Raw genomic sequence first — 21,222 nt, forward strand, 5'->3', positions numbered from 1 at the left:
CCCCCCCCCCCCCCCCCCCCCACGACAACAGAAATATGCCCTTGGTATAGCTGTGTAAGCTATACCAAGGGCAATAATTATATTTGTTATATCACTCCCTTTTAAAATTGTTTATGAAATCTTTGCAGACATTCCTTTTGACGCGCCTATTATTCCTGTTACGGACGAAAAGTACAGTTTACAAGGGACTACACAGGGTAGGTATCTGACGGGAGGTGTGCCGCCCGTCAGACTGTCTACCAGCTTTTCAATCTCGCTGTCCACATGGAGAAGCTCCACTTGCAGGGCGGCGATTTTCGGGTTTGCCTTTGCCGCTTTCTTCCTGCCTGTAAGCGTCTAGTGATGTTCCAGCTTCTTCACCATTTGCTGGTAAATCACCGCTTCCAGTTCCGTTGTGACGATTTTCCCACAGCCCGGACAACTCTTGTTATCCAGCCTTTTTGTGCAGCGGAGATATTGCTTGCCCACCGGGTTGTTAATACTCATAAGGGCATATTCGCAGTTCCCGCACTTGATTTTTCCCGCCAGCCATGTGTGGGTGGCTTTCCGGGCGGACTGGATTTTCATGTTGTTCATTAGCTCCTTGCGGCAGGTCAGCCACACATCAGCCGGAACAATGCCCTCATGGGGAGCCAGCACCAGCATTTGGTCTTTCAAGTCGTTCTTTTTGCTGGGCTTCACATCTCGCCCCTGATACAGATAGCAGCCGTTCATGCCCGTAAAATCGGCGGCGTCATTAACAATGACTGTCCCTTGACTTTTGAAAAACTCGTACACATCAAGGTCTGCCTGCACATAGACGGGATTGCGTAACATCTGCGCCAGCGTGGGGCGTATCAGTTCTTTGCCGTTGAACAAAATCCACTGTTCGGCAAAGTACCGGGTAATGTCCCTGTAGGAGGTTGTGGGCTGGGCGTACATTTCAAACATGAGCTGGATATTCGCCGCTTCCTCCGGGTTTACCACCAGCTTCTTTGTGTTGATGCCGTCCATTTTGATAGGCTCGGTGTGGAAGCCGTAGGGAGCCTTGCCTCCCATTTTGAAGCCCCGCTGACTGCGGGAATAGTAAGCGTCTGTCACCCGCTTCTGTATCGTTTCCCGTTCAAGCTGGGCGAACACGATACAGATATTCAGCATAATCTACGATACAAACCACAATAATGCCTATGACTGCCATCAATATTGGTTGTACTATGGTCCAAGTTTTGAGTAGCAGGTGAATGATTGGAATGTTGAGTTACTCGACGAGCTGACGGAAATGATTCCTATGGAATGCCCTGATATTCCTGGTTTTTGCAGCTAATTTTTAGACAAAATAGGGCTGAATCGGCATTCTTGGTCCAGCTCTATTTATATCCATATATACTCCTCCAACAAGATCATTGGGATGTAGTGGAACTGAAGCATCGCATGGAGTTTTCCCTGCCAATTACTCAATCTGAATGGACACGCTCCCGCTCGCTCCTTCTCCCCAGACTCCGATATAGGCGCTGCCGCCGCTCACCTCAACGGTGCCGTAGTAATCCCCGCTCTCGGACAGCAGGATCACCGGTTCCTCCGCGCCGGAACGTAGGAAGACGGCGACCTTCCCCCTCTTCGATAATAAGAGAGCAGGTGACCTCCACTGTATTCCCGGCCTCCCGGTCCAGGGTGGTGCCGCCAAAGAGCAGCTCCGTGCCGGAAAAATCCTCGTAGTCGGCCTCATAGGTACCGGTGTATTCACCCTCGCCCGGAATACGCTCCCCCTGGAGGGAGCGGGCCGGCGTCAGCGCCCAGGAGCCGGCAACAGCCACCAGCGAGCCGTAGGTGCCTACAAGGGTGTCCTTGACCGAGTCATCCGTCGCGTCGGCCGCGGCGCCGAGGGCTGCATCCGTCACGTCCGCCAAGGCATCGGTGACCTGATCCGCCCCCTCTGCCAAGCCGCCCAATACCGCGTCTGTTTCGTCCGCCGGGGTCTGCATCATCTCGGAACAGCCGGGCAGCAGCAGAGTGCAGAGCAGGCCGCACAGCAGGAGCGGTGCCCGCTTTGGCCAGTCCTCTTTCATCGAACCCTCCTTCCTGCCTGTCGGCGGCCCCTGCCCTTGGCCTTCTTCGTTTTCACCGGTACTCCCTTGTTGCTGGGTCGGGACACCAGTAGGATCACCGCAGTCAGGGCGATGACGGCCGCCATGCCCAGGAGGGCCAGCGGGATGCTGGGGGCCTGTGTCGCCCCGTTGTATGCCTGCATATCAAAGCCAGCCAGCACCAGCGCCGCGGAGAAGGGATAGGCGGAGAGCAGGAACCCACTCTTGAAAAACAGGATGCAGTATCCCAGGAAAAAGGTCAGAATGGAGCCGCCCAGATAGGCGCCCCGCATCTGCCCAAACACCAAAATCATGGGCATACAGACCAGGAAGGTGGTCAGAGCCGCAGCCACCACCTGTCCGCCCTGCTGAAGGATCACCACAGGCGTCAGTCCGGGAAGACCTGCCAGCGTTCCTGTGAGCACCGTCACAGCTACGCTGTAAAGGCCAAACAGCAGAGACAGCAGACCGGTGACTGCCAGTTTGCCCGCTAAGAGCTTTGGGTAGGACACCGGGACGGTGAGCAGGTTCTTCATCGTGTCGTTGGTATTCTCCCGGTCGATTAGCCACCCGCCGATCATCACCAGGGAGATGGGAAGAAACACCTGGGTATTGCCCCACACCACATTGGCGAACAGATGGACAAAGTCAAAGTTGGGGTCCCGGATCTCCGGGTCCACGATCAGCTGGGTGCCGTACTGTGCCACCGGGCAGAGGGCCAGGGCCACAATGCCCACCAGCAGGATCTGGCACCGCCGCAGCTTCCGCCACTCCGTTTGCATGATATTCCACATATGCTGCACCTCCTCAGACGCCCTGGCGCTTGTAGACCAACGCGATCAGGGCCAGAAACACCACCGCCTCAACACCGGTCACCAGAAACGCCTGGGTGGTATTCAGAAAATAGGGGCCGATTCGCTCCAGCAGGGCCGCCATCTCGGCACTCGGGCTGGAAAAGTCGAGATACTGAAAATACCAGCGAAAGGTCAGCGGTCCGGGGAGCAGCGTCCCCAGGTTCAAGCCGAAAGGCTGTGTGGTAAAGATCTCGCTCATGCTGAAGATATAGTTGACGGCAGTATAGAAAAAGGTGACGATCACGGAGATGATGTAGCTCCGGTTCAGCAGCACCACCAAAAGGATACAGGGCAGGGCCCCGGCCCACATCATGATCCCCTGGCCGATCCCGACAAAGAAGAGCCGCAAGAAGCCCACCGGCTCCCACCCGGCGGCCAGTACGATCAACAGGATCACCAGGCCCCCCACCGCCATGAAGGCGACGGCAAAGAGAAACAGCAGGGCCATCTTTGCCATGGCCAGGGCGGGTTTGCTCACCGGCACCGTCATGAGGTTTTTCAGCGTATCGTTGTCCTGCTCCTCAAAGAGCAGGTTGGAGGCCAGCACCACCAGGGCCGGCATCAAAAGCAGATAGGCGCTCATTTGGAACAGGGTGGACATCATGCCGTCCACCGCCTCAGCCCCGCTGGTGAACTCCTGAAAATCCGGCAGGAACAGGGCGCATCCCAGAGGGAGCAGGGCGGATACGGCAGCGGCGGCAAAGAACAGGGGCTTGCGCCGCAGTTTGGCAAATTCACACCGCAGGAGATCAAGCAATGCCCTCACCCCCTGTGATGCGCTTGAAGTAGTCCTCCAAGGTGTCCTCGTAGAGATGGGCGTCGGACACTACCAGCCCCGCTTCTACGAACCGCCGCACCGCCGCGCCGGTGTCCAGGCGTAGATCCCGGACCATCAACTCCCGCTCATTCTCCACTGCAACATCCCGCACACCCATCTCCTGCCGGAGCATCTGGGCGGCCACCGGCGCGTTGGACACGGTAAAGCGGAGAACTTTTCCGTTTTTCTGTTCCAGCTCCACAAGGCTCTCTTCCTCCAGGAGAACACCGTGGTCGATGATCCCGATGTCGTCGGCCAGCAGGGCGATCTCGGAGAGGATATGGCTGGAGATCAGGATGGTCTTGCCCCGCTCATCGCACAGCGCCCGAATGAAGTCCCGCACCTCGGCAATGCCGATGGGGTCCAGGCCGTTGATGGGCTCATCCAAAATCAACAGCTCCGGGTCGTGCATCACCGCCAGGGCGATAGCCAGCCGCTGTTTCATACCCAGGGAGTATTGGGCGTAGCGTTTCTTGTCCCGGTAGGGCAGGTTCACCAGTTCCAAGGCACTCTTGATGTAGTTGGGACTCTTGAGGCCCCGGAGCCGGGCGAAGATCTGCAAATTCTCTGTCCCGGTCAGGTTGGGGTAGAACCCCGGGGACTCGATGAGACTGCCAATGCGGGGCAGGATGCGCGTTTCATTCCCCTTCAGCGGCTGACCGAAGAGAGACACCGTGCCGGATGTGGGAGCAGTCAGGCCCAGGAGCATCTTCATGGTAGTCGTCTTTCCCGCTCCGTTTCGTCCTAAGAGACCGTAGATGCGCCCCTTCTGCACATGGAGATCCAGGTTGGAGACGCTGACCTGATCCCCGTATCGTTTGATAAGTCCTCTGGTTTCGATGATACAGTCGCTCATAAGCGGTACCCTCCTTTACGTTGTGCCAACAGGATAGCACCCGTACCTTGAGATAACGCTGAGCCAACCTTGATTTATCTCTGAGATTTTCTGAAAGACATGGGCAGACCCCCGCTTTGGCGGTATAATAGAGCCAATGGAGGGAGGTAAACCATATGGAATATAAAATCTTATTCGTGGACGATGACCTGGATATTTTGGAGATGCTGTGCTCGATTTTCCGTCGGGCAGGATATACCGATCTTGTGACTGCCTCCTCCGGCCCGGAAGCCCTCCGGGGTTGGCGTGAGCAGCAGCCGGCGCTGATCGTTTTAGATGTGATGATGCCGGGAATGGATGGATTTGAAGTTCTGCGGGAGATCCGCCGCACCAGCCATGTGCCCATTCTGATGCTTACCGCCCGGGGCGAGGCAGAGGACCGCATCGAGGGGCTGGAGATCGGAGCGGATGACTACCTCCCCAAGCCCTTTCTGCCCAAGGAACTGCTGCTCCGGGCGGGGGCCATCCTTCACCGGGCTTACCCGGAGCCACACCGGACGGTGGAGCTGGCGGCGTCCACGGTGGATCTGGAGAAGGCGGAAGTGTGGAAGAATGGAGAATGTGCGCCCTTAACAGCAAAGGAGTTGCAGTTGTTCGAGAAGCTCTATGAAAATGCCGGTCGGATCGTCACTACCGGTATCCTGTGCGAGACCATCTGCGGCGAGTTCTGGCAGGGCTACGAGAGCACCCTCTCCACCCACATCCGGCACCTGCGGGAGAAGATCGAGGAAAATCCCTCCAAGCCGGTCTCCCTGGTGACAGCCAAGGGGCTGGGATACCGGCTCAATTTGAAGGGGGCGAAATCGTGAACCCGGTGCAGCGGTTTTTCCGGCGCTACATTTTCTCCACCATTGGCATTTTGACGCTGTTCTTCGTGGTCAACATTGCGCTTGCCCTGAGCGTCATGATCGCCGGATACATGAGCGGGACAGACAACGGGTTGTCTGTCCGCGAGGTTTCCGGCCATGTGACGGAGCAGGCCGGCACCTGGACGGCGGACGGCACGGCGCTGGCCCTGCTGCGGGAGCATGACGCCTGGGCCATGCTTTTGGATGAGAGCGGCACGGTAGTCTGGGAGCAGGGTCTTCCGGAGGAACTGCCCCGATCCTATACCAGCGCCCAGGTGGCGTCCTTCAGCCGATGGTATCTCCAGGACTACCCGGTGAAAGTGTGGAGCCGGGAGGACGGCGCCCTGATGGTGGTGGGATTTGCCCCGGACACCCTGGTGAAATACTACTTTTCCATGGAGACTCCCTCCCTGATGATGTTCCTGGTGGGAGCCATCGTGGTTTTTGTGTTCAACCTGCTGCTGATGATCTTCCTGATGCTACGGAACACCCGCCGGGTGGAGAAAGCCATGTCCCCCATCCTGCAGGGTATTCAAGCCCTGAGCCGGGGCAGTTACCGGTCTTTGGACGAGTACGGGGAGCTGGCGGAGATCAACGCGGGGCTGAACCAGGCCGGGGCTTACCTGATGCAAAAGGACAACGCCCGGGCGGAGTGGATTCGCGGAGTGTCCCACGACATCCGTACCCCCCTCTCAATGGTGCTGGGCTACGCCAGCGAGCTGGAGGACGATGACGCTCTCCCCACGGAGGCTCGGCGGCAGGCAGGTATGATCCGGCGGCAGGGGGAGCGGCTGAAATCCCTGGTGGAGGATCTGAACCTGACCACCAAACTGGAGTACGCCCTCCAGCCCATCTGCCGGGAGACGGTGGATTTGGTGGAGATCGGCCGGCAGGCGGTAAGCGAGGTGCTCAACAGCGGCCTACCGGAGCAGTATGAGATTGAATTTTCTGAGGAGCATCCGGGCCGCGCTGCCAGAACAGAGGGCGACGCCGCCCTGCTGCGGCGGATGCTGGACAATCTGATCCGCAACAGCATTGTCCACAATCCCCAGGGCTGCCATATCTCCGTTAAGGTAGGCGCGGAGGATGGGCGATGCGCCTGCACAGTGACGGATGATGGCGTTGGAATGGATGCCGCTCGACTGGAGGCGCTGAACCAGGAGGCGGACGTCTCCAGCACCCAAGGCGGCGAGCACGGTCTGGGCCTCAAGCTAGTGTGGCAGATCGTAAAGGCGCACGGCGGAACGGTGCGGTTCCGGCAAGTTGGCCCGCATGGGTTGGGGATCTGCATCACATTTCCCGCATACAACACGCGTTGAAAAGAGGCGGACATCCCCGAAGAGCCATCCGCCTCCCGTTCCCTCCAATGACAACCGCTCTCCTCCATATCTGTTTATCCCGCCCTTTGTTCTGGTTTGGGATGTCACTCCTTTTACGGGAGAACAACCGTTTGTGATAACTAAAATGAATGTATGATAACCCAGTCTTCGCCAAACAAGATTTTGATTGTTCTCCTGATATTTCCTTTTCTGATATCCATATGTTTGATTGAGATTTTTCTTCCATAATGAGAACTGAAGAAATATGGTTCCAGCACCACATGAAAAATGGAGTCATTTTTTCATATGTACCTGTTTTAGAACACAGAGCAGACTCGTAAGAGAGAATAAAGTCTATAATGCCCGGAGTTATTTTACCCGATATGATTGCCCCATAAGCCCAATCGGAATCTTGTATGCTCCCGTATGGGGGCGTGATTTATTTCATCTGTTTCATCAGACCAGCAATGAATAGAGAACGTCTGCACTTTATTTGATGTTTTTATTACCTAGAAGAAGGCTATTTAATTGTAAACTGAACTGAAATAGTTAGGAGAGGTCCTGGCAAGATTTCCTTTTTGTATTGCCATTTTTGTAGATTGTGCTTATAATAATGGCGACAAAATCAAAGGAAGGAATGGGTCCCATGGACTATATCTAATCGTTTTTCTTTCCTCCCCACCCAGATATAATTGCAATAATGTTTAATAGCCCAAGGAGGTTTCTCATGTTAAAGCATAAGCGGGTTTTCTTACCCTTATGTCTTGTGTTGGTCTTTGCATTGCTTTCTATTTCTGTATTTGCAGTAGCCTCCTCGAATCCCACTCCTGATCCCGATCCTGATGCTTTCTACATCACTGAGTGAACGACCTATGGAGACGTATTAGAGCATTTCTATCCAGACGAGTACGCCTCTCTTGCGAGCGATGTTAAAGCGGCTTACGACAGTCAGTATATCTTAGGAAAAAACGATGACCATACATTCACAAGAACGATAACCGCCACTGATGGCCCCGATGATCCGTACAGTGCTTGGTTCGAAACAAGTACTACTGGTGTTTATTCCGATCCTACCGCTAAAGCAAAGGGGCCTGACATTCTAGTTTCTCTTGTGTCTAAAGCCGAGTCGTCTTCAGAAGGGGAGATTCGGGCGCAGTCGTTTTTGGAAGCAACCTCTCCGTGCCCCCAAATGACCACATTGATTATCGTATATGACAATACAAGCAAGGTCGAGAAGACGTTCTACGACTCTGACAGTAATACTAATTCTCTGGAGATGGACGAAACTGTAGAAGACCTGGAATCCGGCATGGAATACCGTGTCACTTGTACTGCTACAGTCACTTTCCCTGCCGGTTATGTTCCTCCTGTCGCCACCCGGGGCGGGGTTCATTATATAACTGTGAAATAAGCGCCTATACGCGAAGGGATAGCACTTAGAAGTGCTACCCCTTCGTTTTATACTCTTTATCTATGTTAGGAACTGATATAAGAGCAGAAGATATCAAGATCTCCTGGCTACCCTCCCTCTCCTGGTGGACACCAGCTCTCCCTAGGGCTGCTCCGTACATTCTCCCCTGCCCGCTCCGTGCTGTCCTGGTGGCTACATCGGCCTCTATGTGAAAGAGGCACCGCCGGCTACTCCTTCCGCTTCTGATGAAGAACCCTTGTTGGATCGGTAAATAATAATTGCGGTAAAAACTTCTTGGACTATAGTTTTCCACGATACTTGTTACGACATCTTCAATGCTTGTAACTTTAGCTACAGCAGTTATCTGAACAGCCAGAACAGACCGCTGCCATCATCAAGAGATTTGCAACGACTTTTTTTCACGTCATTTCTGTTCGGCACACACGGACTGGACTCTTAAGAGCCCAGTCCGCTGTAAAATCAATCTCAACACTTTAATAGTAGGAGGAGAGTGTATGATCAGACACAAATACGCTTATATTTTTTTCACTCATATCTCCGGTATATAGTCGCACAATCATCTACTATGGCTTCGACGACTAGATACGCCGCATCTTCCAGTCCGTGTCCCTCGTACAGCCCGCTTATCGAATAAATACTTATTTTGGAAATAGACCACAAAACTAGGGCCGCCTAAATTATAAAAATTCAGGCGGCCTAATCATTTCTTAGGATATGGTTGCTGTGACATGTCGTGGTCTTCCCGTAGATCGCTAAGACGCATTCTTTCTTTCACAACAAACCTGCCTTATCGATTTGTGCGTTTGCGGATAAAATCGTAGTCTTCCTCTGTTAAAACAATCGGGTCGTGTACGCTTTCATAGCTTGCAATATGAGCCAAAATCAGTTGTTCAATCTCCTTATTTGCTGAACGCCCATTATGACCTGCTATGTATTTTAGCTTATCCATTTTAGCTTCTTCGATACGCAGAGCAAAATGCGGATTTTTGTGTGACACATTTGGCATAACTTTCCCTACCTTGTTAGGCAACACGGCTAACATTTCCTCATCATCTAGACATGCAGGCTGGCCTTTTGTCCTTTAACATTGATTACGGTAGTTTTCAATAATTTGTTCTAAAGACGCGATCTGGTGAGAGACCCAACCTAATCTAAAGAATTTGTTGTCATTGTTCAGATTAGGTTGGTCAATTTTGCCTGGAATCCTTGTTATATCAAGGGCTTCAGGATTTTTACTTGTTTTTAATTGGTGTCACTTACAAAACACAAACAGCGCAAAGCTGAAGTGCAAAACGAGTAATCAGCGTGATTTGAACCCCTCTGATGTCACTTGTACTTCTCTCATGCGTTTCCTTTCGTGAAAACATGTACTGTATGAAGCTGGTTAATAGTAGATATAGAATAAAAAGGAAATTTAACGTCTAAATTATATATGGCGGGAGTATGTTTCAGCGGCTTTCGTCATGGTTATTTCATATGCAGATTTAGGGGGGAGTCCCATGCGGATATGGATCTATGGTGGCAGCCCGGAAGAAATCCAAGAGATGATAGAAAAAAGCGTCAGTTTCGGAAATACTGTATCAGGAACCTCGCTCCGGGCGGAGACTGATTCTTCATTTCCGCAAAGTGGTTTAATAGCGGCTATATCTGCTGCAATGCGTGGGGAGTTCGATTTGTTGCAGCTCCTGGCTCTTGAGCTGCTAGGGAACAAGAGTAAAGCAGCACAGATGGTAGAACTGTTCCAAAACTATGGCGTCTCGGTCAGATCTGTCTCCAGCAGAGGAATCAACAGCTCCTGATACCCGGCGCGGTCAAATTGTTTGACTGCTTCCGCGGCCGCTTCCAGAGCCGTTCCAACGCACCCTTGTAGCAATGAGCGGCTGGACTTGCTCAGCAGTATGTCTGAGCGGCACTGGTCATAGTCAGCTATCTCCATATGCCATGGCTTGAGCAGATTTGGATAGCGGACGCACAGCTGCGCCGCAATAGACAGGCCCTTGCCGTCGAAATCGCCGGAGTAGAAAAGTTGTGTGCCCTCCCTGGCCAACAGGTCCAGCAACCGCAGCGCCGCCACAGAAGGCTGTCCGGAGGTGCAGATCAGCGGAGAATGAAATTGCGAAACGTGGTCGCAGAGCTGGGTAAACACCATTTCATTTTCCACAATATAGACCTTTCCTGAGGGACTGCGCGCGCCGGTCAGCCCGGAAAGATTGGCGAGCGATAAAGTGTATATCTCTCGCCTTTGGCGGAAGAGGCTGCAGGCAGGGTGTTCCGCCGTTCCCGCAAGGAGGACAAGCCCCGTTTGCGTCACCAGGCTGGATATGCTGTCGTACAGAATCCCGTTTTCATAGTACAGTCTGTCCCGTTGCTCCGCGTTTGCTGGTACTGCCAGCCCGGAACGGAAGGACAAAAGACGTAAAAACAGCTTTCCACACAATGTTCCGCTGTCTAGGGCATGGGGATCTGAGGTAGCATGCGCACTGAGAACAGCCAGGCGGACCATGCCCTGCGTACGCTGTTCCAGCAGGTCCAAGCTCCGGCAGGCCTGCAACAGAGCGTGCCTTGTCCCATCCAAGTCCTTTGCGGCCTCCCGGCGAGGCAATTGATATCCGTCTCCCTGGTGATCCTTCAGCGTTTGGAGCCATCGGATACAGAGACTGTTGTCTGTTTGTTTCAATATCTGAGTCATCATAGTGGTAAAGCGGCTGTTTTCTGCTTCACGCAGCTCACTATTTGTTCTGATCTCCGTATTAAAGTAGGACTCCAGAACTTCTTTTAGAGAGACTTTCCCAAAACGGAGTTCCTGAAGGGCCGCCTCAAACTGCGCCGCATGGAACCGCAGCGGCGGGGAGAAAGGACGGCCAAAAATGCTCCGAGCGGCATCGCACTCCTCTTGGGTTGCGTCGTCCAGCCGGATGGTTCCTGCTGGCCGGCCGTAGCTGCGGTATTTTTTTAACAGCTCGGACAGAATACGGCGATATCCGGGCCTGGACTGGAAATAGGCCGCACAGGCCCTGGCCTGGTCATTCATAGATTGTCCTCCAAGGTCCGCTGTTTGCCGTTCCAGTGGTAGCGCAAAATGGTGACTACCGGGGCATTGGGCGGGTGGTGCATCTCGGCGATGTCCAAATCGGCCACACAGGCGTAGCAGCCCCAAAGGGCCTGGGAGTTGATGATATAGTCGAAGTCTAGGATCCCCATCAGCTCAAACATAGCACTGATATTCTGGTCGTCCACACCGGCGAAAGCCTCATCCAGGGCCAGGATCTGGGGGCAGGACGCTCCACCTTTCTGGTACTGGGCGGAGACGGAGGCGAAGAGGGGGACATACATGGCCATCGCCTTTTCCCCTCCGCTAAATTTGTTAAACGCACGGTCAGAGAGCTCCTTCTTTCCATCCTCTCCCCGCTGGTAGAACAGGCGGAACTCATACCAACTCCGGTAATCCAGCACCGAGCGGATTAGATCGGCGTAATTGACCGACAGCCCCTGGACATGGGCCTCCTCCCGCGCCCGTTTGACCTTGTTCCGGAAATGAGAGGAGACTTTCTGGCTGTCCTCTGGGGTGAGCAGGGCCCGGTCCTTGTTTAGCAAGGTGACTAAGTGAGCGGTGTCCAGCTCCCCGTCCCCCTCTGACTTCTTCTCTTTCCAGTCTAGGCTGAAGGTCAATCCCATGGAAGTGGTCAGGGTGGCCATCAGGGAAGTCATGTCACGGACCCAGCGGCCGCTCTCCTCGATACGGGCACGCAGCTTGTGGCTGATGGTCTCGGTCAGGATGTTTTCAAACAGCTCCCGGTCTCGGTCCTCCAAAATGCTGCCGGTGGAGTCGATGTCGGCCTGGAGGGACTGGATAAACTCGTAAAGGGAAAGCTCTTTTCCGCCCTTCTTAAAGAAAATACACAGGCGCTGCCGGAGATGGGCAGCCTGACTGGGAGCGTCAAAGAGCAGCTTGATCTCAGGGTGATAGCCCAGCAGGCTATTGTTGGAGCGTTGGTAATTGCTCCGCAGAGCGTCCGCCATATGCTCCGGTGTATACTTCCGGTCGGCAGGCTGAATCTTGCTGGCCGCCTGCCGGGCGCGCTCCTCCAAATTCAGGCCCTCGCCCAGCCCTGAGAACCCCAGTCCTAGGTCCTCCTGAAAATAGCGCTCAAGGTCCTGCTCCTCAATGGTGGCGTTTAACAGATTCTCTTTTCGCCGCGCAACAGTGTCACTGGAGCTTTTCAACTCGGCCTTTAGGCGAGCGCATGCCTCGCCTGCCTCCCGGTTTTCCCGATCCTGGAGGCTGATCTCTTCGTCCAGTTCCGCTAAACGGCGGACGCGGGCCTGATTTTCCGGCCGATCAAGATAAGCTTGCAGTGCGTCAGCGGCCGACTGGCTCACCTGCAGGGAGTTTCGGACGATGTCGTTAGACTTCCTCTGGTCTGCCGCCTGGTCCCGCTGTTCGTCAATGGTGTCCTGTTCCTGCTCCATGGAGCGGGCCGCATAGTCCAGCTGCTGGCGGCTGCGCTCCAGGTCGTTCAAGGTGTCTTGATATTCCCCGGCTGCCTCCCGGGCCTCCTCGTAGCCCGATACCGTCCGCTGATAAGGCAGGCCGGTACTTAACGTGAGACTCTTCTCCTCCAGGGCGGACCAAGCCTGTTTTGCCGATTGCTCGTCTGCCAGCTTTCGCTGCTGTTCCGTCTCGGCTTGCCGCAGCTCCCGGCAGGCCTGCTCCAATAGCGCGATGGCCTGGTCCAAATCCTCGGTGGCCGGCATCTGGGCGCGCTCCTGCTCCAACTGGGACAGCCGCCTGGAACCATCTGCGACTTCGTCTTGTGCGGACTGCACCTTCCTGGCCAGCTGCTCCAACCGCTCTTCTAAGCTGTGGATTTGCCGCTGGCGGTTGGCCTCCCGGGCGGCGGTGCCCACGAACCCGGCGGGGCGCTCAGCGTGGCTGCAGCCCCGAACCATGCCACAGCGGAATCGACCGTCGGGGAGAAGGGCGGTTTCGGAGTTGAGATCGGAGCGGGAGATGGACCGCAGACAGGCGGCGGCTTCGTTAGGAAAGCGCCCATTGGTGTCTGGAATCAGATCGAGGATGGGCTGTTCCACGGCAGGCCCGGGGATCAGAAAGCGATCCGGATACTCCTCCAGTAGCTTCCGAACCGCCGGCAGATGTTCTTCTGGGACCACCAGGGCGTCCAGCAGACCGGCGTCGGTGAGCTGGGCCTCTAGGAGGTCGCGATCCCTCTGGGGGAGGCCGGGGGCAAAGTCTACCATCTCATAGAGGGGGGCGCAGGGGATATCCCGCAGCATCAGCTGGAGGCGGGTGGCCTGGGTCGCATCCCGGCGGGGCGGGACAGGCTCCGGCTGAACCTTAAGCCGTGCCAATTCCCTCTCCTGCTCCTGCTGCTCCTCTAGCAGGGCATTTAAAGCAGTTTTCGCTTGCAGCAACTGCCCCCGAAGGTTGGAATCGCAGATGCGGGTACATTCGTCAATCTGGTTGCGGACAGGACTCCAGTCCGCCGGGACGCGGTAAGCAGCCAGTGCCCGGCGGATCTCCAGCCAGATATCCTGGGAAATGTCCAGCTGTATGTTCCGGCCCCGCCAACGGGTAAAGGTCTCCAGCAGCTTGTCCCGCTCATCCCGCTCCTGAGTCTGGGCGTCCCGAAGGATGATCTGTGCCTTCCTCACGGAGACATCGGCCTGATCCAAGGCCTGACAGGTGCGATCGTAGATGACCCTGGCCTCCTCCGCCTTTTGCAGAACACGCAGGACGTCCTCAATTTGCTGCTTCCGTTGCCGGAGTGCGGCAAGAATAGATCGCTGCTCCGCATCCAGCCGCTCCCTCTGGATGCCGTGGACATAGCAGTCGTGCTCCTGCCCCAGAGACAGAAGGTCGTTTTGACCGTTCAGCTTCCACAAGAGCTGGCGCACCTCGGCCTGTACGTTGTCACATTCCTGGGTCAGCGTCCGCAGGCGAACCTCGCGCCGGGAGATCCCCTCCTCTAGCTTTCGGAGCTGGGATTCCCCCTGTTTCAGCTGTTCTGCCTGTCTGGCACAGCTCTCCCGGGCCTGTTTCAACTGAGCACCCTTGGCGGACAGATCGTCGTCCCCCATGGCTGCCCGTTGGGCCTTGGCCTGCTCCAGCCGGGTACCCGACTGACGTTGCCGGTCCAACTGTTCCTCCAACTGTCGGTTCAGGTCATTGTGGAGGGCTTCTGCGTCCCGGAGCTGGTTGCGCAGGCGCTGTGTGGCGCTGACAGCATCCAGATATGCCTGGCCCTTTCGGCCCAAGATATACTGGTTATACCGGTTATATTCGTTGCGGATGATCCTGGCGTCCTGCATGGCCGCCTGGTATCCGTGAAGCGTATCCTCCAGGCTGTCCATCTGTTCCATAGTGCTGACCATGGCGGACAGGTCATCATCTGTCAGCACCTGGAGGGACAGGTTGAGCAGCTCCTTCACCTCGGTGGGGCGGAAATCCTTGGACAGCTTGGGAGCCCGCACCATAATCAGAAGCTGGACCAACTGATCATACTGCCGGATGTCTTCAAAACCAAAGATTTGATCGTTGACCATCTCTTTGTATGCGGTCTGGCTTTCTGCCCAGCAACTGGGGTCCCCGATGAGCTTGCGAAGTTTCTGCTTGCTCAGAGGGAAATTCTGGCTATCTATCTTTTCATAGAGCCGGAGGCCATCTGGACCGATCCTACGCCCATCCCGGAGGCAGAAACCCCAGAAGTCGATGCCCTTTCCCTGCTGGGCCCGCATCCCCACACCGATGGTTCGATACTCCTCTGTACCGGGCTTTCGGAACTCCAGGTACAGATAACCGGTGGACTCCTCCTGCGCGTTGTCGCCCAGCAGATAAAATTCCATTTTACGATCCCGGGAGCCGAAGGGATCCAGACGCTCTGGACGTCTGTCCCCATCCAGAATAAAGGGGACAAAACTCTGGGTGGTAATGGATTTGCCAGCGGCGTTATTTCCCCGCAGCAGGATATGTCCGTCTTGAAGGGAGAACTCCTCCTGGTCGTACAGCCAAAAGTTGAGAAATCCCAGTTTATTCATCTTCCAGCGGCTCATTGTACTCCCACTCTCCCGATTCGTTTTGATAAGCGGCGGGGTAGCGCCCAACCAGCTTGCCCACAGCCGGATAGAGCAAAATATCCATGTCCAGCTCCTCCAGAAGCATCCAACTGGCCATGTATGCGGTCAACTCTTGACTGATGTGCTCCAGGGAGTAGGCGCGCAGTTGGGAACCCCAGCCGTTTCCATACCGATCCCGGCAGCGCTGGATCTCATAGCGGAACTCTCGGCGGGTGAGCAGTATGGTATCGTCCGCCCGGCGGGAATAGACGCCCTGTATAACTTGTTCCCTTATCTGGGCGCACAGCAATAGCGCCACATCGGACAGTGCCCGGGTTCCTGGGTAGAGCGCCCCGCAGCGCTCCCCTTCGGCCAGGAGGAAGAATGCGCCATTTTTGTAGAGATGCAGCTCCCCGTTTAAAAACTGATCCAGATTCCCGTTGACCGTCCGGCGCTGGTTTTTGATATAGTCATAGTCACTCTGGATCTGATCTGAGCAGTACAGACCGGGGGTCAGGGTCAGCTGCCGGTAGACCCGCCGCCGGCGCTGCTCCGTCTCATCTCCCTCCCAGGAAAAAGCTTCAAAATCCTCGATAGACTGGCAGTCCATAATGTCCCGGCCAAAATGCACTGGAAAGTGCCGGGACAGACCAGTGTTTTCATAGAGAACCTCCTGAGTTTGATCATTGCCGAAAAGGGCGCTGTTCCCGTCGTAAACCAGCACCAATCCCACCTCCTGGGCGTATTGGAGCACCCGAACCAGAGATTTTCGATGGGGGAACCGGGTCCAGTCCACCGGCCGCACTTCACAGAGGAAGGTCTCGATGGCCTGGGTCAGGGAAGAGAGCAGAAAGGGAGCGCCGTCATCCAGGTCCGCCAAAAATAGCAAAAGGGCGCACAGAAGGCAGTAATCCAGCGGTTCCTGAAAGGACTGGATGCCCATCCAAGGCGTGGCTCTGGGCGGGATTTTTTCCAGCTTGACCACCAATTCGTTGACTACCAGGTTCCAACCTAGCAGCTCGTTGACCAACCTGCGGTAATCGGGCAGGGTACGCTTCAGGTTGAAATAGAGCTCCTTATCTTCCCTGCGGGTCACCCAGAACTGGTTCAGCAGGGCACGAAATTCATACACGGCCAGCCTCCTCAAAGATCAGTACGCAGTTGGGCATGGTCAGAACCCCGTCGGTACACCGCAGCGCACAGGGCTGGCTGCCCCGCTTTTTCAATCGGTAGACTTGTCCATATTGGGTCAATCCCCGCTTGTCGGGGCTGAGATTGGCCAACGCCACCCAGGACAGGAACACGGTGCGCACAGCAGGGGAGACGGGGGTATCCAGCGCAGCCAGGTCCAGCTTCCCGTCCCGGATATGGCTCATGACCTCCTGCCGAAGGGCGCGCTCCTCCTCCAGGATCTTCTGACGTTGGGCCGCCTTTTCGGCGCTCTTGTCCACAAAGCCGGTGCGATCCATCCGGGGCCGGTAGGAGCGGTTTCTGGGCTGGAGGGAGTACTCCATAGGGGACTCGTCGTAGGGACTCAAGTCGATGCGCTCCGACTCCCGGATGTGGTCAAAGGCAAAATGCCGAGCCTGCTGGGCGCCAAATACCAAGGCAGAGAGGCGGTGGCCCTCCTCCACTGTCTGAAAACCGGCAAATAGGGTGAGCAGATGGCGCAACTCCGCCTTGTTGCTTACCCCCATATTTTCCATCTGTACCAGCAGGGCCGCATTCTGCACCGCCCTGCGAATGACCTCGTTGGTTACGTTCAGCACCTGCCGGGCAGCGGGATCGCTGCCCGTGAACCAAGCGGTCAAAGATTGCCAGACCCCCTCGCATCGGGTTTGCAACTCCGCTTTCCAGTTAGGGGGCTGTTCAGACTGGGGACGAGGAATCTCCAACTCACTGCGCTGAACCAGCTCCAGAATATGAGCGACCCGTGCCGGAGAAAACTGCTCCAGCTGTGCGCCAATCTGCGCGGCGCTGTGCTGGAGATCCTGGATAAAATCCTCCAGATAGCGGACAAGATTCTGCTTATAGACGATGAAATCCACCGATTTCATTTGCATTTCCATCCCCGGGCCATAGAACTCCCGGAGAAAATCCTGGTGGTTCTGGCTCAAACGCTGAAAGTCATCCTGCAGATCCTGCCACCAGGCGTTGACCTCCCGAAGGGGCATTTCATCCAACCGTTCCGCCCTATACAAGTCCTCCCGAATACGGCGGAACGGACTGGCGGAGAGACCGGCAGTCTGGGTGGACAGATTTTCCAGGGTGATGGTCAGCCGCTCAATCTCAATGGACGTCTGGGACATCATATACTGAAACTGCCGGTTCTTAAACTCGGCGATAGTGCGGGGCTTGCGAGGATCCTGAATAGGCGTGAGGTTCTTCCACTTGACCAATTGCTGTAGGTCCAGCGTCAACTGCTCCGGGGTATAGTCTGAAAAGACAGCCTGCTCTCGCAGCAGAACCAGAACGGTGTCCCGATCCATTTGATAGTGCATCTTCTGGTGCTCCAGATAGAAAATGCGCATGATCGTACGATATACGGTGTAGTTGTCCGCGGATAGATATCTGGTCTCTGGTATGCTGTCTAATAGGTCGGCTCGCAGCATGCTCCATCAGCCTTTCCGACTCAATCTCTTTATTGGCTTCATCATACTATATCCGTCTCAACATTACAATCGTATATAATGATTTTTGTTTCATACAACTCGATTACACCATCAAAAGAATTAATGGAGGCTTATTTTAGCCAGCAGGATGATTTGGAGAGTCAAGGAATAATTAAAGATGATAATTAGTGTTGTCTTTCGTGTTTCATTAACCGGCTTTTAAAAACTTTTTTGAAGAGCTCAAAAATCCGGCAGCGTTTCAAAAGGACTTTTCGGATGCTAAAAGAGGTGACTGCTTGGATGCAGTCACCTCTTTTGCGATTGGACGGTTCAACTGTCATTCTGCTGGCGCTTGCTCATGCGCCAAAGAGTGGTACGACTGACCCCCAGTTCCTTGGCAAGATCCTTTTTCTTTTTCCGGGCAGGAAGCGCGGGCGGGGGGGCATCCGGTTGCTTGGCCGCGGAGCCAGCGACTAGTCCCAGGTTCCTCAGACTCTCTGCGGTGATGAATTGATCCTCCACCAGCACCACCAAGCGCTCGCACACGTTGCGCAGTTCCCGCACGTTTCCCGGCCAGTCATATTTCTGGAGCAGGGCGACCGCCTCAGATGTGAGCTTGGGACCTTCTTGTCCCATTTCTTCCGACAACTGGCGTAGGAAGCGCTGGGCCAGGGGGAGGATGTCCTCTGGGTGCTCCCGCAAGGGCGGGATCTGAACCTCAAACGTGTTGAGCCGATAGAGTAGGTCGTTGCGGAAATTTCCCTGATCGATGCGGCGCTTGATATCGATGTTGGTGGCGGCGATGACGCGCACATCCACTGGAATGACGGCGGTGCTTCCGATCCGCCGGATTTCCCTCTCCTGAAGGACACGGAGCAGTTTTGCCTGAAGGGGACAGGATATCTCGCCAATCTCGTCCAAAAAGATGGTGCCGTGATGCGCCAACTCAAACAGACCAGGCTTGCCATCCTGGGAGGCTCCGGAGAAAGCGCCGGATTCGTAGCCGAACAGCTCGCTTTCCAACAGGGTCTCAGGGAGGGCGGCGCAGTTTACCGCCACAAAAGGCTGGCCCGCCCGGCGGCTGGCGGCATGGATGCTGTGAGCGAAAAGCTCCTTGCCAGTGCCGGTCTCTCCGGTGATGAGGACGCTGGAATTTGCCGTGCAGAATTTTTTGGCGATCTGAATTTTGCCCTGCATGGCCTGACTGACGGCAATAATATCGTCAAAGGTATATTTGGAGGTGAGACCCTGGCGGACGAGGCTGCCCCGCAGTTGGCGCCTGTCTTGGAGGGGCTTGGAGGCGGAAGCGGTGACAATCAGCGTGCCTGTGGTTCCGCTGCTGCCTGTAATTAGCCTGTAGCGCACCAGGTAGCGCTGCCCTTGGAGAGTGAGCAGGTGCTCGTCTCCGTCCCGTAAGGGGTTCTCTGGGTTGCCGATATAGGTCAGCTTCGGGTGGATCTCCGAAACCGACTGGACGGGCACCCTGCCCCGGCGGGGGAGCTGGTAGAGTTGGCGCGCCCGGCGGTTGGCCGCGAGCAGACGGCCGGACTCATCCACCGCCAGCACCGCGTCTTCGATGTCGTCCAGGATCATCCGGGTGACGTTGCTTATGGCGTACTTTATATGGATGTTGCGGGCCGCGTCCACCGCCTTCTCCAGGGCGCCCTCCAGCACCTCCCTTCGGGTGCGGATGTAGACACAGGGGTGCCCGCGATCGGTACAGATGTGGCCGACGGTACCGGCGCACACCAGAGCGTCCATACCGTCGGCCAGAGCGGCGTCCACCGCTTCGACGGCGCTTTCTCCGTCCACCACGTCGTAAAGGCGGATCTCTGCTTCACACAGGGCTTCCAGATCGGGTAGCAGATCTTCCAGACCGCGGCGCTCCAGACACAGTGCGATGTGCCGGGGGGAGAACTGCTCCCGGCAGCGTAACAGGGCCTCCACAATATCCGCGCCGTCGAAGTCCAGATGGATGATATGTTTTTGGGGATAGCGGGCACAGATCTGGCGGTAGGTGATGCCCCTGGCCACGATCATATCGTATTTGTCCAGATCATCCAACGGCTGGGTGCCGAAGCGGTGGAGAACATCCACATGGATCTGGCTGCTCTGGAAGCGGCGGGCCTGCTGGGTTACCAGATACAGACTTTCTGGGGAGGGGACGAACACGGCCACATACACCATGACGGTGGCTCCTTTCCTGGAAAATGAACAGAGAAAAAGGTTCAGGCGGACCCCGAAAGACCCGCCTGAATTATACTATATTTGTGACTTTAACTCAAGACTCCTCCAGAGAGGCCAGGTAGTCTGCCTCAAATTGGAGCACATATTCGGTGGCCTTATTGGTGTCCATGTACTGGCTGATCAGCTGGTTGGGCGTGATGTACTCACTCTCCCAGGCTTCCGTCTGGCTGACCTTGCTCAGAGCGTCGCTCCAGAAGGCCACAGCGGCGTCGCTCATGGCGGCGGGGGCGGCCACGCCGCGCCACACAGGAACCTCAACATCCTCATAGGCTCTATCCACCTCGCTGAGGGTGGGAGCTTCAGCTAGATTGCCGCTGAAGCGCTCGGTGGACAGGGCCAGGGTGGGTGTCAAGTCCCCGGACTCCACGTACTGGGTGGCGGAGGCGGGTTTGGAGATCACGAAGTCCAGGTTTCCGCCCAGAGCGGCGGTAATGGCATCGCCGGTGGAGTCGTAGGTGATGTAGCCCATCTGGTCCTCAGTCAGGCCCAGCTCTTTCAGCAGTGCGTTGTAGGTGGCGATGTCGTCACCCTTGGAGCCGCCGATCACCACGAAGGTACCGTTTTTGGCGGCCTCAATGGCGGCGCCGAAGTCGGTGGGATCGCCGCCGGACTTGGCATAATCGGTCTTGCCGGCAGCGGTCTCACAGGTAAAAAGCAGCTGCTTGTCCAGTGCCATGATGGCCAGGATGCGGAAGTTTTCGGCCCGGTTGGGGGTGTTGGCGACCATGGGCATCAGGTCGCCGGAGTTGAAGGTAAGCAGGGTGTTGTCCACATCCACCTTCTTGGTGGCGACCTTGTATCGGCCCACCTCGCCGGCACCGTCGGTCTCGTTGGACACCACGATGGTCTGGCCGTTGACCATGTTCTCGTTGGTCATGATCTCTGCGATTTTTCGGGAGAAGATATCCGAGCCGCCGCCGGCGCCGGAGGTACACACCCAGGTAACGGTTCCTTTAGGGGTATAGGTGCCGTCCTCATTAAGGCCACTGTTCCCGCCGCCGCAGGAGGCGAGGGAGAGAGCCATAATGGCAACAAGGGAGAAAGTCAGGATCTTTTTCATA

Annotated in this window: 14 protein-coding genes and 1 pseudogene; 3 read left to right on the forward strand and 12 right to left on the reverse strand. The window is 55.8% G+C overall.

The window, feature by feature from the left end:
• Positions 1-111 precede the first annotated feature (111 nt).
• From ACESY8_RS10545 to ACESY8_RS10565, 5 genes and pseudogenes are all read right to left on the reverse strand, one after another.
• Positions 112-1,137: pseudogene (locus ACESY8_RS10545) on the reverse strand (recombinase family protein); the annotation flags it as partial.
• A 368-nt stretch (positions 1,138-1,505) separates the two neighbouring features.
• Positions 1,506-2,045 carry a hypothetical protein gene (locus ACESY8_RS10550; RefSeq protein WP_054338990.1) on the reverse strand — a complete coding sequence of 180 codons (540 nt, stop codon included), beginning with the start codon at positions 2,043-2,045 and terminating at the stop codon, positions 1,506-1,508.
• Positions 2,042-2,857 (reverse strand): ABC transporter permease, encoded by an 816-nt coding sequence (locus tag ACESY8_RS10555; protein ID WP_054338991.1) that lies wholly within the window; start codon positions 2,855-2,857, stop codon positions 2,042-2,044. The genes ACESY8_RS10550 and ACESY8_RS10555 overlap by 4 nt, the downstream gene beginning before the upstream one ends.
• Positions 2,858-2,870: 13 nt before the next feature.
• On the reverse strand, positions 2,871-3,683 hold the full coding sequence (locus ACESY8_RS10560) for an ABC transporter permease (RefSeq protein ID WP_338154761.1): 813 nt from the start codon (positions 3,681-3,683) through the stop codon (positions 2,871-2,873).
• Positions 3,667-4,590: an ABC transporter ATP-binding protein gene (locus ACESY8_RS10565; protein WP_054338993.1), complete on the reverse strand. Its 924-nt coding sequence runs from the start codon at positions 4,588-4,590 to the stop codon at positions 3,667-3,669. The genes ACESY8_RS10560 and ACESY8_RS10565 overlap by 17 nt, the downstream gene beginning before the upstream one ends.
• A 155-nt stretch (positions 4,591-4,745) precedes the next feature.
• Here ACESY8_RS10565 and ACESY8_RS10570 point away from each other — a divergent pair, with 155 nt between their 5' ends.
• Together ACESY8_RS10570 and ACESY8_RS10575 are read left to right on the forward strand one after the other, a co-directional pair.
• Positions 4,746-5,438 (forward strand): response regulator transcription factor, encoded by a 693-nt coding sequence (locus ACESY8_RS10570; protein WP_054338994.1) that lies wholly within the window; start codon positions 4,746-4,748, stop codon positions 5,436-5,438.
• Positions 5,435-6,796, forward strand: a complete 1,362-nt coding sequence (locus tag ACESY8_RS10575; RefSeq protein ID WP_054338995.1) for an ATP-binding protein — start codon at positions 5,435-5,437, stop codon at positions 6,794-6,796. Before ACESY8_RS10570 ends, ACESY8_RS10575 begins: the two co-directional genes overlap by 4 nt.
• A gap of 2,219 nt (positions 6,797-9,015) precedes the next feature.
• Here ACESY8_RS10575 and ACESY8_RS10580 read toward each other — a convergent pair.
• Positions 9,016-9,270 carry an Arc family DNA-binding protein gene (locus ACESY8_RS10580; RefSeq protein WP_369847987.1) on the reverse strand — a complete coding sequence of 85 codons (255 nt, stop codon included), beginning with the start codon at positions 9,268-9,270 and terminating at the stop codon, positions 9,016-9,018.
• Positions 9,271-9,727: 457 nt separating this feature from the next.
• Between ACESY8_RS10580 and ACESY8_RS10585 the strand changes: the two genes are divergently transcribed.
• Positions 9,728-10,027, forward strand: a complete 300-nt coding sequence (locus ACESY8_RS10585; protein WP_140402489.1) for a hypothetical protein — start codon at positions 9,728-9,730, stop codon at positions 10,025-10,027.
• Here ACESY8_RS10585 and ACESY8_RS10590 read toward each other — a convergent pair.
• From ACESY8_RS10590 to ACESY8_RS10615, 6 genes are all read right to left on the reverse strand, one after another.
• Positions 9,976-11,259, reverse strand: coding sequence for a TIGR02679 family protein (locus ACESY8_RS10590; RefSeq protein WP_054338997.1), 1,284 nt, complete (start codon positions 11,257-11,259; stop codon positions 9,976-9,978). The two genes, ACESY8_RS10585 and ACESY8_RS10590, sit on opposite strands and share 52 nt — an antisense overlap.
• A complete protein-coding gene (locus tag ACESY8_RS10595) occupies positions 11,256-15,284 on the reverse strand; it encodes a TIGR02680 family protein (RefSeq protein WP_434307681.1) in 4,029 nt (1,342 codons plus the stop codon). The genes ACESY8_RS10590 and ACESY8_RS10595 overlap by 4 nt, the downstream gene beginning before the upstream one ends.
• On the reverse strand, positions 15,277-16,434 hold the full coding sequence (locus ACESY8_RS10600) for a TIGR02678 family protein (protein WP_054339000.1): 1,158 nt from the start codon (positions 16,432-16,434) through the stop codon (positions 15,277-15,279). The genes ACESY8_RS10595 and ACESY8_RS10600 overlap by 8 nt, the downstream gene beginning before the upstream one ends.
• A complete protein-coding gene (locus ACESY8_RS10605; RefSeq protein WP_054339001.1) occupies positions 16,427-17,914 on the reverse strand; it encodes a TIGR02677 family protein in 1,488 nt (495 codons plus the stop codon). The genes ACESY8_RS10600 and ACESY8_RS10605 overlap by 8 nt, the downstream gene beginning before the upstream one ends.
• 330 nt (positions 17,915-18,244) lie before the next feature.
• Complete coding sequence (locus ACESY8_RS10610; protein ID WP_054339002.1) at positions 18,245-20,101, reverse strand: sigma-54 interaction domain-containing protein; 1,857 nt, start codon at positions 20,099-20,101, stop codon at positions 18,245-18,247.
• A 94-nt stretch (positions 20,102-20,195) separates the two neighbouring features.
• Complete coding sequence (locus ACESY8_RS10615) at positions 20,196-21,221, reverse strand: Bug family tripartite tricarboxylate transporter substrate binding protein (protein WP_054339003.1); 1,026 nt, start codon at positions 21,219-21,221, stop codon at positions 20,196-20,198.
• Position 21,222: the final 1 nt, after the last annotated feature.

The sequence above is a fragment of the Clostridium sp. ATCC BAA-442 genome (assembly GCF_964239415.1).
GTDB lineage: Bacteria > Bacillota > Clostridia > Oscillospirales > Oscillospiraceae > Flavonifractor > Flavonifractor plautii.

Bases quoted from the DNA above. Each gene is read 5' to 3' on its own strand.
- ACESY8_RS10565 (WP_054338993.1), bottom strand. From the start codon at position 4,590: ATGAGCGACTGTATCATCGAAACCAGAGGACTTATCAAACGATACGGG.
- ACESY8_RS10580 (WP_369847987.1), bottom strand. From the start codon at position 9,270: ATGTTAGCCGTGTTGCCTAACAAGGTAGGGAAAGTTATGCCAAATGTG.
- ACESY8_RS10570 (WP_054338994.1), top strand. From the start codon at position 4,746: ATGGAATATAAAATCTTATTCGTGGACGATGACCTGGATATTTTGGAG.
- ACESY8_RS10555 (WP_054338991.1), bottom strand. From the start codon at position 2,857: ATGTGGAATATCATGCAAACGGAGTGGCGGAAGCTGCGGCGGTGCCAG.
- ACESY8_RS10590 (WP_054338997.1), bottom strand. From the start codon at position 11,259: ATGAATGACCAGGCCAGGGCCTGTGCGGCCTATTTCCAGTCCAGGCCC.
- ACESY8_RS10595 (WP_434307681.1), bottom strand. From the start codon at position 15,284: ATGAATAAACTGGGATTTCTCAACTTTTGGCTGTACGACCAGGAGGAG.
- ACESY8_RS10610 (WP_054339002.1), bottom strand. From the start codon at position 20,101: ATGGTGTATGTGGCCGTGTTCGTCCCCTCCCCAGAAAGTCTGTATCTG.
- ACESY8_RS10585 (WP_140402489.1), top strand. From the start codon at position 9,728: ATGCGGATATGGATCTATGGTGGCAGCCCGGAAGAAATCCAAGAGATG.
- ACESY8_RS10550 (WP_054338990.1), bottom strand. From the start codon at position 2,045: ATGAAAGAGGACTGGCCAAAGCGGGCACCGCTCCTGCTGTGCGGCCTG.
- ACESY8_RS10605 (WP_054339001.1), bottom strand. From the start codon at position 17,914: ATGCTGCGAGCCGACCTATTAGACAGCATACCAGAGACCAGATATCTA.
- ACESY8_RS10615 (WP_054339003.1), bottom strand. From the start codon at position 21,221: ATGAAAAAGATCCTGACTTTCTCCCTTGTTGCCATTATGGCTCTCTCC.